The organism is Roseovarius sp. MBR-79 (assembly GCF_053628555.1).
This window is the reverse complement of record NZ_JBRJGP010000039.1, coordinates 1-13557: the sequence shown is the minus strand read 5'-3', so window position 1 is coordinate 13557 and position 13557 is coordinate 1. Positions and strand designations below refer to the sequence as shown.

Genomic DNA, 13557 nt, shown 5'->3' with positions numbered 1-13557 from the left:
GGCAGCAGGTCGCCCTTGCAGGCGATGAAGGACTGGCACAAACTCAAGCCGCAGTTGTTCAGGAAGAAGCCATACTACCTTCCGGGATGTGACACATAGCCGCACTAAGGCTGACTTATTTGCAGTCACATCAGAACTCGCGAACTTTCCTGGCCTCTTTAACGGGCCAAGAAGGCGCTCTACCAAAGTCTAATGGTGCCTGGTCTGATCGGCTCTTTCATGATGTCGTCGAGTGTTTTCATGCTGAAAAACTGGTGACAGACCTCAGGAAGCTTAGCCCTTTCCTCAATCTGCTGACGCATCTGACGCGCAAGGAAAGCGCCCTCCTCTTGAATCTTGGACAGTTGCTCCTTCTCGTTGAACCGCTTGGAGGAATGGTAGTCATGCCCATTTTCTAGGTCACCTATCTTCCTTTGATATTCCCCGGCTATTTCCTCAGTGCATTCCTTCGCTTCTTGCTCGCCACGCTGCTGGGCAGCTAGAGCTGAAAGGCAGATATTCCTGCGCTCACGCAAGTCTTTTATCTCGGCCTCAATTGAAACTAGCCTACGATCACGGGCTTCGACTTGCTTATTGGCGTCGTCCTCTTGCAGCCGGCTTTCTCTAAAGCGCGCGAGTTCTTTATCATAGTTCCCGATCATGAAATCGTCGGAGCGGTCGGATAACATAGCAGACCGGAAAGGAAAAGAAGCCAATGAGGGGCGCCAGGGTCGCCGTTACGACGAAGGTGATGATGGCACCAACTGCCAGCCCTGAGGCGAAGCCCCTCCGCCCGCTATCGCCGCCCGAACCGCCAATCCCACCATCAGTCAAAACGCACCCTCCAAAGCCTTGGCCAAGGCTGCGAGTCTATAGATCGTCCGTCAAATAGTAATTCAGAATATTGCGAACGACTGCTCCGTCCCGCACAGCCGACATTCATCGCATCCAGCTCCCAAAGAAATCTTCGGGAGCTGGATCTTTGTCATCGCGTTGTCCTGAACGACTCTCAGTTCCGTGCTGCATCATGTACTGCAAAGGGCTCGCGGATTGCGGGGCCCTCTGGTGCCGTGGGGGCAGAAAAGGCAGAGCGCGCTCAGCCCCCCGCGTTGGGAAAGAAGAGTTGCTGGCCGTCCACCTTGTAGCTGGCAATCGCGGCCTGCCCCTCGTCCGAGAGCACCCAGTCGATGAAGGTCTGTCCCGCTTCGGCCTTGACGCCCGGGTGCTTCTCGGGGTTCACGAGGATGATGCCATACTGGTTGAACATCCTCGCGTCGCCCTCGACCGCGATCCGGTAATCGCCCTTGTTGCCGAAGGCGATCCAGGTGGCGCGGTCGGTCATGACATAGGCGCCCATGCCGGTGCCGGTGTTGAGCGTGGCCCCCATGCCCGAGCCGGTTTCACGATACCAGCCGCCCGAGGCTGCCTGCACGTCGATCCCGGCGGCCTTCCACAGGCGCAGTTCGGCCTTGTGGGTGCCGCTGTCATCGCCGCGCGAGGCGAAGGGGGCTTCGGCCTCGCTGATCCTGGTTAACGCGGCGGTCACGTCGCTCATGCCTGCCACACCGGCGGGATCATCCGCCGGACCGACGATGACGAAATCATTATACATCACATCCGCGCGGCTGACCCCGTGCCCCTCGGCCACGAATTTCTCTTCCGCCGCCTTGGCATGGACGAAAAGCACGTCGCCATCGCCGTTCTCGGCATTCTTGATCGCCTGCCCCGTGCCGACCGCGACAACCCGCACCTCGATGCCGGTCTTGTCCTGAAAGATCGGCAGGATATGGTCAAAGAGGCCCGAATTCTGCGTCGAGGTGGTGGATTGCACCAGGATGAACTCCTGCGCCCGGGCCGTTCCGGCCCCAAGCGCAAGCGCCGCCCCAAGCGCAAGCGAAAGCAGATGACGTCGAAGCATAGTGGTCTCCTTTTGAGTGTCAGAAATCGGTTCGGGTATAAAGCCGCCCGGCCATCCAGGCCCGGGCTGCCTCGGAGCGGGGCGCGTCGAGCAGCTGATCGCGCGGCCCCGTCTCTGCCACGCGCCCGGCATGGAGAAAGATCACATCGTCGCCCATGCGCCGCGCCTGCCCCCGGTCATGCGTGACCATGACCACCGTCACGCCGCGCGTATGGGCCGCGTTCACCAGATCCTCGATCATCTGGGTCGACGCCGGATCGAGGCTCGATGTCGGCTCGTCCAGAAACAGCAATTCCGGCTCGCAGACAAGCGCGCGCGCCACCGCCAGCCGTTGCTGCTCGCCGCCCGAAAGAAGCCGCGCAGGCTGGTGCGCCTTGCCGGTGAGATGCGCCATTTCCAGCGCCTCTTGCGCCCGCGCCGCGCGCGCGCGCCATCCCAGACCCTGCACCCGGAGCGCAAAGCGCAGATTGGCGAGGGCCGAGCGGCGCAGCATCACCGGACGCTGGAACACCATCGCCTGAGCGCAGCGCGCGCCCTGCCAGATCACCTCGCCCGAGGAGGGCGGCAGAAGCCCGTGCAACAGCCGCAACAGAAGGCTCTTGCCCGCCCCGTTCGCGCCCATGATCATCGTGCGCCGCCCGCGCGCGATCTCCAGATCGACGCCCTGCAACAGCGCCTGCCCGCCCGCGCAAAAGCCCAGCCCGCGCGCCGTCAGGATCGGGGCGGCACAGTCCTGTGCGCTCTCCATCACCGTGTCACGCATAGGCCGCCCTCACCGCCGAGGCCCGAAGCGCCATCACCCCGGCATTGACCACCACCGCAAGGCCAAGCAGGATCACGCCGAGCGCCAGCGCCAGTTGCAGATTGCCCTTGGAGGTCTCGAGCGCGATGGTCGTGGTCATCACGCGGGTGACATGGTTGATGTTGCCCCCCACGATCAGCACCGCCCCCACCTCGGCCACCGCGCGCCCGAACCCGGCGAGCGCGACGGTCAGCAGGCTGTAGCGCGCATCCCAGAGAAGGGCCGCGACCCGCCCGCGCGCCGAAACACCGAAAGAGGCGAACTGCTCGGCATATTCGCCGTGCAGATCCTCGACCACCTGTTTCGTCAGCGCCGCGACGATGGGGGTGACAAGGATCGTCTGCGCGATGATCATCGCCGTGGGGGTGTAGAGCAATTGCAGCGGCCCGAGCGGCCCCGAGGCCGAGAGCAGCAGATAGACGAAGAGCCCTACCACCACCGGCGGCAGCCCCATCAAGGCATTCAGCGCCACGCTCGCCGCGCCCCGGCCCGGAAACCGGAAGGCGCCGATCAGCGCGCCCAGTGGCAGCCCGATCACACAGGCCAGCGCCACCGCCGAGAGCGTCACCCTGAGCGACAGCACGACGATCGCGCTCAGCTCCCGGTCCCATGCCAGGATCAGGCCAAGCGCTTCCGCAATCATGTCGCCAAAGCTGAACAAAAGCGATTTCTCCCCCTTGTGGGAAAAAAAGCATAAAAACGCACGATGCGCCAGAGTGAAATCAAGCCCGCGTCCAACGGGCCGGGCGGAGGTGCTCCGCACGGTCGGAAAACCGCCACAAAACCTTCGTGTTCCCGCTCAATCCCTCTGGACACCCCGCGTCGCCTCGCCTAAGAAACGCCCACCCAAAGGCCATGTCCTTTCCCCGTTGCCCGGGTAGCTCAGGGGTAGAGCAGTGGATTGAAAATCCTCGTGTCGGTGGTTCGATTCCGCCCCCGGGCACCATTTAACAAGCTGAAATGGTTGGGTTTTTTGGTCATGTCTGTCCTTACTCGGATCGGGTTTGACGCTTTTCGGCGGAAGGTTTGACAATCTCCGCCCACCTTGCGTTCTCCTTTTCCAGCGTCGCCATCGTCTCGCGGTTCTTGTCGGCAAGGTTGTGCGGGGTGGCTTATCTGGCTAGCTGGGCGACGGTGATGCTGCTTGGGGCTGAGGCCATGGCGATGGTGGCCGTCGCGGCGGTGTCTGCGGGTGCGCTGGTGCTTGGTGCTCCGGCTTTTTCGTTGGCGATCGGGGTGGAGCGGTATCTGCGGGGGCGATTGGAGAAGGTCTGACGAATTCGAAGGACCTATCATGAGTTTCGGCGCTAAAGCCGCTCATGAACCCCCATCTTTCTCGCCGATTTCAATGAACGTTCCGCCTTCGAGTATCCAATCCGCCAATTGCTCGACGGTGAGATCAACATTGGCCTGCTTTTTCAGCGCGCATTCCCAGACAATCGCGATCCGCCAGCCATTTTCCGACAGCGCTGTCACGACTTTCTGATCGCGCCGGATATTGGCTGCGAACTTTGCCGCCCAGAATTCGGGGCGCGTGGCAGGCGTCGATGCAAATCGACAGCCTTCGTGCCGATGCCAGAAGCATCCATGCACGAAGACTGCGACCCTGTGTTTGGTCAGGACCATATCCGGTCGGCCGCGCATGGTCTTGGGGTGAAGTCGGTAGCGGAACCCGCGCACATGAAGGGCGCGGCGCAGCAACAGCTCGGGCCGCGTATCCTTGCCGCGTATTCCCGACATCATCCGGGAACGGGTCTCCTTGTTGACAATATCTGCCATTTGGCTCCTGGCATCGTCCTTCTCACCTGGTATACAGGCATCAGTCCCCTGACGAGAGGTCCCTGATTTGCCAGCCAAATTCGGCATTGTCGATCTGTTTGCCGGTCCTGGCGGGCTGGGCGAGGGTTTCTCCTGCCTGAAGGTGGGGGACCACGCGCCCTTCCACATCGGCATCTCGGTCGAAAAGGAAGCCTCGGCGCACCGGACGCTTCGGTTGCGGGCGTTTCTGCGGGAACATCAGGCGCGGCACGGAACGCTGCCGCAAGCCTTCATCGATTTTCATGCGGGGCTTTCGGACGAACCGGACTGGCACGAGGTCGATGCCCATGCATGGGCGCGGGCCGAGGCAGAAGCGCGCTGCCTTGAGCTCGGGACCGAGGACGCAGCCAAGGCCATGGACGCAGCCATCACGAGCCTGCGCCAGGGCTACGACGACACGATCCTGATCGGCGGGCCGCCCTGCCAGGCCTATTCTCTGGTCGGCCGCGCCCGGTCGAAGGGGAAGGTCGGCTATGTGCCCGAGGAGGACGAGCGGCACTACCTGTTCAGGGAATACATCAGCGTTCTCGACCGCCTGCGCCCGGCGGCCTTCGTGATGGAAAACGTAACGGGCATGCTGTCATCGACTATCGAAAGCCGTCTGGTGTTCGAGATGCTGATGGAGGACCTGGCATCGCTCGGCACAGGCAAGGGCCACCAATACGAGTTGCGCGCGATCCATGTCGAAGATGGCAAGGCAAGTCTGCGCGAGGCAGCCCAGCCCTCCGATTTCATCGTGCGGGCAGAACGCTTCGGCGTGCCGCAGCGCCGTCACCGCGTCATCATCATCGGGATCCGAACGGACCTTGCCAATGGCGCTAGCGGTGCTGGAATCCCGGTGTCGGATGTTGCCCGAACGGTCGATGACGTGATCGGGAACATGCCGATGCTGCGCAGCGGGATCAGCCGGGGTCAGGATGATCCGGACGCATGGCGGACGGTTGTCGCCGATGCTGCCCGGCTGCTGGCCAATCTTCATGGCGGCAAGGCGAATTCGCAGATCCGGGGCGTCTTCAAGGATGTCGCGAAACGGCTGAAGGCGGGCGGCCCGGCGGTTCGCTCGGCGTCACGATTGCCAGAGGGGTATGGCACCTCCAACGACGCTCTGCTGCAGTGGCTGGAAAGGCCGGGGCTGCGCGGGCTGGCGCAGCACGAGACGCGGGGGCACATGGCACCGGACCTTGGCCGCTACCTGTTCGCGGCTGTGTTCGGTGACGTGCATGGTTACAGCCCTAAGGCCGCCGACTTCCCGTATCTCATCAGCCCGGACCACAAGAACTGGGACAGCGGGAAGTTCAACGACCGGTTCCGGGTCCAACTGGCGGGCGAGGCATCCACGACCGTTACGAGCCACATTTCGAAGGATGGTCACTACTTCATCCATCCGGACCCCATCCAGTGCCGCAGCCTGACGGTGCGCGAGGCCGCGCGCCTGCAGACCTTCCCTGACGACTATCTGTTCATCGGCAACCGGACGCAGCAATACGTGCAGGTCGGGAACGCCGTGCCGCCGTTCCTTGCACGGCAGATCGCGGATCTTGTCCATGCTGCGCTGACAAACAAGGGTAAACTAGAGCCCTGAAATCCTTGCAATATCGAGCTCCTGCCGCCAAGTTGTTGGGAAGCCAGGAGAAACGAAGGATAGCATGCAGGAAGTTGTTTCGACACGTCGCGCCGATGCAACACCGCATGCAGCCTCGTTGATCGAGGGTTTGAGGGATATCGGCTACTCCCTCGAGACCGCAATTTCCGATGTCATCGACAATTCGATCACTGCAGGAGCGCGGCGCGTCCGGATCGTGACCGAGACTTTCGCGGACGAGCCCCATATCGCCATCATCGATGATGGTGGCGGGATGACGGAAGAAGAATTGATTGCGGCCATGCGTCCGGGTAGCCGCAACCCCTTGGCATCACGGGATGAACCCGACCTGGGCCGTTTCGGTCTTGGCATGAAGAGTGCGAGTTTTTCGCAATGCCGTCGGCTGACAGTCGTGTCGCGGAGGGCTGGCAGGACATCGGCGGCTGTCTGGGATCTCGACGATGTCGCGGAGCGGAACGAGTGGGCGGTGCAGCTGCCGGATGACGTTTCGGGAATTCCCGAGGTCGAAAAGCTGGGAGAAACCGGCACCCTCGTACTTTGGGAAAAGCTTGATCGCTTGTCGGGCGGGTATGCCCACAACGCCACAAAGCGGGCCGAGGTGATCAATCAGCGTATTGCCGAAACGGAACGGCACCTGCGTCTCGTCTTCCACCGTTTCATGGAAGACGCAAAACCGCTTTCGATTTCGCTGAATGGCCGGGTGCTTCCGCCTCTCGATCCATTTGCCCGAAAGAACCCGGCGACCATTCCCGACCCCGAGGAGCGGCTTTCGCTGATCCGGGGTGATGTCGAAATCCAGAGCTTCACCCTTCCGCACCACAAGCAGATGGGCAAGACGGACTGGGAAGACATTGCCGGACCGGAGGGGCACCTGAAGTCGCAAGGCTTCTATCTCTATCGTGGCAAGAGGCTGATCCTGTACGGGACATGGTTCGGCCTGTGCCGTCAGTCGGAATTGACGAAGCTGTCGCGGGTCAGGATCGACATTCCCAACAGCATGGACGCTGACTGGAAGATCGACGTCAAGAAATCCTCGGCGCAGTTGCCGCCCATCGTCAGGGATCGCCTCAAGAAGGTCATCGAGCGGATTCAGGACGGATCAAAGCGTACCTACCGCAAGCGCGGTCAGAAGCTGGTCGATCACGAGCGTTTGCCCATGTGGCATCGCATCCAGGCCGAGGGGCAGATCCGTTACAGGCCGAACGTCGAGCATCCGGCCTTCGCGGACTTTGCCGAAAGTCTGCCGCCAGACCTGCGGCGCGGCTTCTTCAATTGCATCGCTCTGGTCGGTGCGTGCCTGCCGATCGAGACGCTTCACGCCGACATGGCCGGGACGGCCGAAGAGATCGTGCCTGATCGGGTGGACGAAGACACCCTTGCACAGGCTGTTCAGGCGACCCTTTCCGTTCTGATGGGTGCGCGAAAGGATATCAAGGAAATCATGGCCTTGATGAAGGATGTTGATCCCTTTCGGTCTGCCTGGGACGATACTCAGCGCATCATCGCGACGACGCTTGAAGAAAAGGAGCAGCAATGACCCCGCTTCTCAGCAGTCTCGAGGGCATGACGTCCATGTACATGGCGTCACAGGCGGGGCCTCACACTGCGCAGTCCATTCGCGACATCATCGCCCAATTGCGCGAAACCCCGATGTTCGCGGGCAAGATCGAGGATGAGGACGCCGAAGAACTGGCGCGCCTGATCGAGGAGAAGTACGGCATCAGCATGGGCCTCGGTGCGATTGTGGATGCCGAAGACTTCAAGCCCTGGCTTCATGACGCGCGGATCAATGGCGAAGTCGGGGATTTCTACTGGGGACGGTATCGCAGGCTTCTGGGCCTGAAGGGGCTTCCCAAGTCGGTGATCGACGGCACGGACGAGGTCACGGACAAGGTTCTGGACCGCCTCGGTAACCCGAACAACCTGAGCCCCTGGAGCCGCCGGGGCATGGTCGTGGGGCATGTCCAGAGCGGCAAGACCGCGAACTATACCGGCCTGATCTGCAAGGCGGCGGATGCGGGCTACCGGCTGATCGTGGTGATCGCGGGCATCCACAACAACCTGCGTAACCAGACCCAGGCGCGGATCGACGAAGGCTTCATCGGGCGGGATACCGGGCGGCTGGCCCATGCCAACAAGGCGCAACGGCAGAAGATCATCGGCGTCGGTCAGTTCGATCAGCGCGAATTTCCCGTATCGCTGACCAACACCCTGCGGGATTTCAACAAGGCGACGGCCACGACTTTCACCGCGCAGCTGAGCCAGATCAACGTGCCGGTGGTGCTGGTGATCAAGAAGAACTCCAGCACGTTGAAGAACCTCCTCGAATGGCTGAAGGAACATTCCGTTCACCAGAGCACGCAGATGGTCAGCCAGCCGATGCTGCTGATCGATGACGAGGCCGACAACGCCTCGATCAACACGGCCTATCAGCGGGACGAGGTGACGCGGATCAACAGCCAGATCCGCGAGCTGCTGTCGCTGTTCCATCGCAGTTGCTACGTCGGCTATACCGCGACGCCCTTCGCCAACATCTTCATCGATCCGGACACTGATGACGAGGCGCTGAAACAGGACCTGTTTCCCCGGGATTTCATCATCGGGCTGGATGCGCCCTCGAATTATTTCGGGGCGCAGAAGATCTTTCTCGACGCGCGTGATCAGCACATCCGGCTGATCGACGACAACGAGGACGTGCTGCCGATGAAGCACAGGATCGACCATCCGGTCGATGTGCTGCCCGGTAGTCTGGTCGAGGCCGTGCGCGCCTTCATCGTCGCCCGCGCGATCCGGAATGCGCGTGGGCAGCAGGCCGGTCACGCGTCGATGCTGGTCAATGCCTCGCGGTTCACCGACGTCCAGGGACGCTTGCGGTCGCGGATCGCCGATGTGGTGGCGCGTATCCGTGACGCCGTGGCCGTCGACGCCGGAAAGGGTCCGGCTGCGCTGCGGAACCCCGAGATCGCTGCGCTGCATGCGACATGGAAACGGGAATTTGCCGACGCTGACGGCGCAGACTGGCCATCGGTGCAGGCGCGATTGCACGAGGTGCTGGTGGCGGCCCGCGTGGTCGAGGTCAACGCCTCCAAGCGGGCCCAGGCGTTGGACTATGACCATGTCGGGGAACACGGGATCACGGTGATCGCGGTCGGTGGCTTCTCCCTTTCAAGGGGGCTGACCCTCGAAGGGCTGACGGTCAGCTACTTCCTCCGCAATTCCATGATGTACGACACGCTGATGCAGATGGGCCGCTGGTTCGGCTACCGCCCGGGCTACGAGGATCTGTGTCGTGTCTGGATGCCCGCGGATGGTGTCGGCTGGTATGCCCATATTCACGAGGCCATGGACGACCTGCAGACCCAGCTGAAGCGGATGGAGCTTGCCAAGGCGACGCCCGCCCAATTCGGGCTCGCCGTGCGCAGCCACCCCGAGGCGCTGATCGTGACGGCGCGCAACAAGATGGGAACGGGCAAGGAGCTGCCGGTCAAAGTCGGGCTGGCCGAGAACCTGATCGAGACCACGCGGATCGTCCTCGACAAGGCACAGCTTGATGCGAACCTGCGTGCGGGCGAGTATCTTCTGTCCACCACCGCCAGCACGGGGATACCTCTCTCCGAACAGCCAAGGGGCTTCCTGCTCTCCGGGGTAGGCGTTGAGCCGATCAGGGATTTCCTTCGCAAATACCGAACAGAACCCGGGCTTCGTCCGGTAAATCCGCTTACTGATCCCAAGTTGATCAACGATTACATCGAAGCGCGGGCTGATGATGAGCTTGCGAAATGGGATGTCTTCATCGCCAGCTCTACCCGCAAGGACATGGACCCCATACCTTTTGCAGGGCTCGATATCGTGCCCTACGAGCTATCCGTTGATCCGGACCTCGCAAAGGGCGGTGTTCTTGCCTTCAGCGGGTCCAGCCGTCGGATTGGCTCTGCCGAGGACGAGACCGAAGGCCTGACCGCAACGCAGATTGCCGATGCGCGTGAAGCATTCCGCCTTTCTCGGCCAGATCAGAAGCTGCCCAAGACCGTCAACCCGAGGATCTACCGCCAAGTTCCCGGTCGCCGCCCGTTGCTGATCCTCCGTCTCGTCAAGCCGAAGCTGGACGATCCGACCATGCCGGAAGGGGTGCTTGTGTGGGGCCTCTCGTTCCCGTCCAGCAGGATCGGTGGCGGGACCGTCGAGTATGTCGTGAACACCATCCGCATGCGCGAGATGTTCGGCGAGGAAGAGATCGAGGAGGAGGCGCTTGGTGATCCCGAATGATACACCCTGGTCCGGCCTTGAGGCAGGAAAGGTCGATACGCGGCGGGTGGATGCCGCGGCACGATGGAACTGGTTCTGGGCAGTCATGCCGCGGGCGGATGCGACGCTGGTTCTGCAGCTCAGTGATCTGCCGCGCCCCGTCCCGGACCTCCCCAAGCTCAAGAACCTTGAAATCCGTTTCCAGACCCTGCCGGGTGGTCCGATCCTCTATATCCGACTGAAGGACAACGCCCAGATGGAGCTGTTCGAGACGCTCTGCCGCGACGTGATGGCTGCGGGGGAACTGGCCGAGACCGAAGCGGAGGCGCTGGAGCGCGCCATCGGGCGCACTTTCCGGTGGCACTACCTTCTGCGCGGCGGCAAGCCGGAGGTGCTGTCCGAGGAGGCGCAGAAGGGCCTGATCGGCGAAATCGAGGTTCTGAAGCTTCTGATCGCCGAGCTTGGGCCGAAGCCCGCCCTGTCCGCATGGACGGGACCATCCGGCGCGCCCAAGGATTTCGAACTCAAGGCCGACTGCATCGAGGTCAAGGCCCGTCGCGGCGCGTCTCAGCCTTTCGTCAAGATCACCAGCGAGCATCAGCTGGCCGATGTGCCTGATCGGCGGATCTGGCTGGCCGTGCTGGCCGTCGACAAGGTGCAACCGCCGCATGGACGGACACTGACCGAACATGTCGATATGGTCACGGAGCTTCTGGAGCGCACTGAACCGTCATCGGTAATGGATTGGGACCTGCACCTCGCGGATGTCGGCTACGATGCCCTGCACGACTATTTGGCATGGCGCTGGATCGTTTCCGCGCCCGAGTTTTTCGCGGTCACAGACGAGTTTCCACGGATCGCTGCACCGGTCCCGCTCGGCGTGTCCGGCGTCACCTACGCGCTGGCGCTTTCGGCCTGTTCGCCTTTTCTCAAGGCTTGGGATGATGTGCGGGCCGGCTTGACCGAAGGTGGGCAGGCATGAGCGAGCTTCAAGAATACCATCAGAACCTTATGGCCGACATCCGCCGCGAAGCCGACGCCAGCGGGATCTTCCCGGTCGAGGCTTTTTTCGACCGGATGACCGAGCGCCTGACGGAAGCGGGCGAACTCGAGGTTGCGGATCGTTCATACTACCAGAGCGGCGAGGGCGGGCAGAGGCTCAGGATCGACGGATACGCAGGCGACCCGCGCGACAGCGGGGGCGTGTTGGGCCTGGTCGTCTGCGACTTCGTGGACAGCGAAGATATACAGACCTTTGGAAAGGGCGATGTGCCGCCCATCCTGAACCCCTTGATCCGTTTTCTTAAAAAGGCCCGGACGGAAGATTTCCGTGATGCCTTGAACGAGGTCAGCCCCGCATTTCAGGTGTCCGACCTGATCATCACGACGTGGTCGCAGGTGACCAAGGTCAAGCTGATCCTCGTATCGAACCGCCAGTATATCGGTCGTGACGACGCGGTGAAGCTGCAGGAACTCGATGACGTTCCGGTCACATGGTCGGTCTGGGACCTTGCGCGCTTCGAGCGTTTCGACCGGTCCGGTCAGGCGCGCGAGGACATGGTGATCGACTTCGCCGGGGACTTCGGCGGGCCATTGCCGGCGCTGAAGGCGTCACAGACGGGCGCTGCATTGGAAAGCTACCTCCTGATCGTGCCGGGCGAACAGTTGGCTTCGATCTACGACCGCTGGGGCGCACGGCTTCTCGAGGCGAATGTGCGCTCGTTCCTTCAGGCGAGGGCCAAGACCAACAAGGGCATCCAGAAGACGATCAAGGAAGAGCCGGACCTGTTTTTTCCCTATAACAACGGGCTATCCGCGACTGCCGACGACGTGACCTGCGTCCGCACGGATGACGGTCTTGCGATCGCCTCGATCAGCAATCTGCAGATCGTGAACGGTGCCCAGACGACCGGTTCTATACACACCGCGATGAAGAACGCCCGCGAGCAGCTTCCGCAGGTTTTTGTCCAGATGAAGCTGACCGTGGTGCCGCCCGACAGGTCAGAGGAGATCGTGCCCAAGATTTCCGAGTTTGCGAACACCCAGAACAAGGTGAACGCGGCGGACTTCTTCTCGAACCACCCGTTCCACATCCGGATCGAACAGTTCTCGCGCAGCGTGATCTTCACGGCCCGCGAAGGCGAGCGGCATGACAGCAAATGGTTCTACGAGCGGTCCCGCGGTCAGTTCATCAACGCGCGCGGGCGCCTGACGCCTGCCCAGCAGAAGAAGTTCGACCTCGAGTTCCCCAAGGCGCAGCTTTTCAGCAAGACCGACCTTGCGAAATTCGAGTATTCGGCTGCAGGTCATCCTGACTTGGTTTCGAAAGGTGCACAGAAGAACTTCGCCGAATTTGCCAAGGAAATCGGCGAGGCCTGGGCCAAGAGCGATGCCCGATATGATGAACTCTGGTATCGGCGGCTGATCGCGAAGGCCATCATCTTCAGGAAGCTGGAAACCGAGGTGCCGAAACAGCCTTGGTATGAAGGCGGCTACCGCGCGAACATCGTGACCTACGCCATGGCGAAGGTCTTCCATGACGCAACCAGCGACAAGCAGGTGCTGGATGTCGACGCCATCTGGCGGCGTCAGGCAGTCTCGGACGCCTTGTTGCGTGCGCTGCTCGTCGCCGCGGCCGAGGCCAACGATGTCATCACGCACCCACCGGCCGGCGTCCGGAACATGTCAGAGTGGGCAAAGCAGCAGGCGTGCTGGAATGGTCTCAAGGGCAGGCAGCTCGCCTACGATGACGACTTCGCCAGCTGCCTGACGCTGGTTGAGTCCGTCCGAACCGCGGTGCGGGACGCGAAGGCGAAGAAGGCGTTGACCGAAGGGATCAACGTCCAGACCCAGGTCGTCAACTTGGGGACCGAGTTCTGGGCCAAGGTGATGGACTGGGGGAAAGCTGAGCGGAAGCTGTCACCTAAGGACCTGCAGATCCTGCAGATATGCGCCTCGATGCCGCGCAGGATCCCGACCGATTTCCAAGCCAAGCACGCCATGGACGTGCTGCATAGGATGAAAGATCAGGGTTTTGAGGCCCAAAAATGATCATTTTCGGCCTTATCCACAACTTGAGCCGGTGGGTCATTGCTGCGTGTCAACGGCGGAGTAAAATTCGGCCATTGTGGCGGAGCAAAAGTCGGCCAGTTTGGGGCGAGCGCCTTGGAGCGTGCGGCCCTCATATAGCAA

General features: G+C 61.8%; 11 protein-coding genes and 1 tRNA gene. 7 read left to right on the top strand and 5 right to left on the bottom strand.

From position 1 onward, the window contains the following. Positions 1-179 precede the first annotated feature (179 nt). From ACSSV8_RS19170 to ACSSV8_RS19155, 4 genes are all read right to left on the bottom strand, one after another. A complete protein-coding gene (locus tag ACSSV8_RS19170) occupies positions 180-641 on the bottom strand; it encodes a hypothetical protein (protein WP_454283542.1) in 462 nt (153 codons plus the stop codon). 434 nt (positions 642-1075) lie between these two features. Next, positions 1076-1897: a substrate-binding domain-containing protein gene (locus tag ACSSV8_RS19165; protein ID WP_354540202.1), complete on the bottom strand. Its 822-nt coding sequence runs from the start codon at positions 1895-1897 to the stop codon at positions 1076-1078. Positions 1898-1916: 19 nt separating this feature from the next. After that, positions 1917-2660 carry an ATP-binding cassette domain-containing protein gene (locus tag ACSSV8_RS19160; protein ID WP_354540203.1) on the bottom strand — a complete coding sequence of 248 codons (744 nt, stop codon included), beginning with the start codon at positions 2658-2660 and terminating at the stop codon, positions 1917-1919. Further along, complete coding sequence (locus tag ACSSV8_RS19155; protein WP_454283541.1) at positions 2653-3360, bottom strand: ABC transporter permease; 708 nt, start codon at positions 3358-3360, stop codon at positions 2653-2655. The genes ACSSV8_RS19160 and ACSSV8_RS19155 overlap by 8 nt, the downstream gene beginning before the upstream one ends. Positions 3361-3570: 210 nt before the next feature. Here ACSSV8_RS19155 and ACSSV8_RS19150 point away from each other — a divergent pair. After that, a tRNA-Phe gene (locus ACSSV8_RS19150) sits at positions 3571-3645 on the top strand. A gap of 161 nt (positions 3646-3806) precedes the next feature. Beyond that, the gene (locus ACSSV8_RS19145; protein ID WP_354540205.1) at positions 3807-3974 is read left to right on the top strand and encodes a hypothetical protein; all 168 of its coding nucleotides are present in this window, start codon (positions 3807-3809) and stop codon (positions 3972-3974) included. 42 nt (positions 3975-4016) lie between these two features. Here ACSSV8_RS19145 and ACSSV8_RS19140 read toward each other — a convergent pair whose 3' ends face one another. After that, positions 4017-4478 carry a very short patch repair endonuclease gene (locus ACSSV8_RS19140; protein WP_454283540.1) on the bottom strand — a complete coding sequence of 154 codons (462 nt, stop codon included), beginning with the start codon at positions 4476-4478 and terminating at the stop codon, positions 4017-4019. Between the two features lie 67 nt (positions 4479-4545). On the opposite strand from ACSSV8_RS19140, the gene ACSSV8_RS19135 reads away from it, so the two are divergent. From ACSSV8_RS19135 to ACSSV8_RS19115, 5 genes are all read left to right on the top strand, one after another. Beyond that, positions 4546-6099, top strand: a complete 1554-nt coding sequence (locus ACSSV8_RS19135; protein ID WP_454283539.1) for a DNA cytosine methyltransferase — start codon at positions 4546-4548, stop codon at positions 6097-6099. A 64-nt stretch (positions 6100-6163) separates the two neighbouring features. Beyond that, complete coding sequence (locus ACSSV8_RS19130; protein ID WP_354540208.1) at positions 6164-7657, top strand: ATP-binding protein; 1494 nt, start codon at positions 6164-6166, stop codon at positions 7655-7657. Next, a complete protein-coding gene (locus ACSSV8_RS19125; RefSeq protein WP_454283538.1) occupies positions 7654-10386 on the top strand; it encodes a Z1 domain-containing protein in 2733 nt (910 codons plus the stop codon). The genes ACSSV8_RS19130 and ACSSV8_RS19125 overlap by 4 nt, the downstream gene beginning before the upstream one ends. Further along, a complete protein-coding gene (locus ACSSV8_RS19120; protein WP_454283537.1) occupies positions 10373-11347 on the top strand; it encodes a PD-(D/E)XK motif protein in 975 nt (324 codons plus the stop codon). Before ACSSV8_RS19125 ends, ACSSV8_RS19120 begins: the two co-directional genes overlap by 14 nt. Then, positions 11344-13416: an AIPR family protein gene (locus ACSSV8_RS19115; protein WP_454283536.1), complete on the top strand. Its 2073-nt coding sequence runs from the start codon at positions 11344-11346 to the stop codon at positions 13414-13416. The genes ACSSV8_RS19120 and ACSSV8_RS19115 overlap by 4 nt, the downstream gene beginning before the upstream one ends. Positions 13417-13557: the final 141 nt, after the last annotated feature.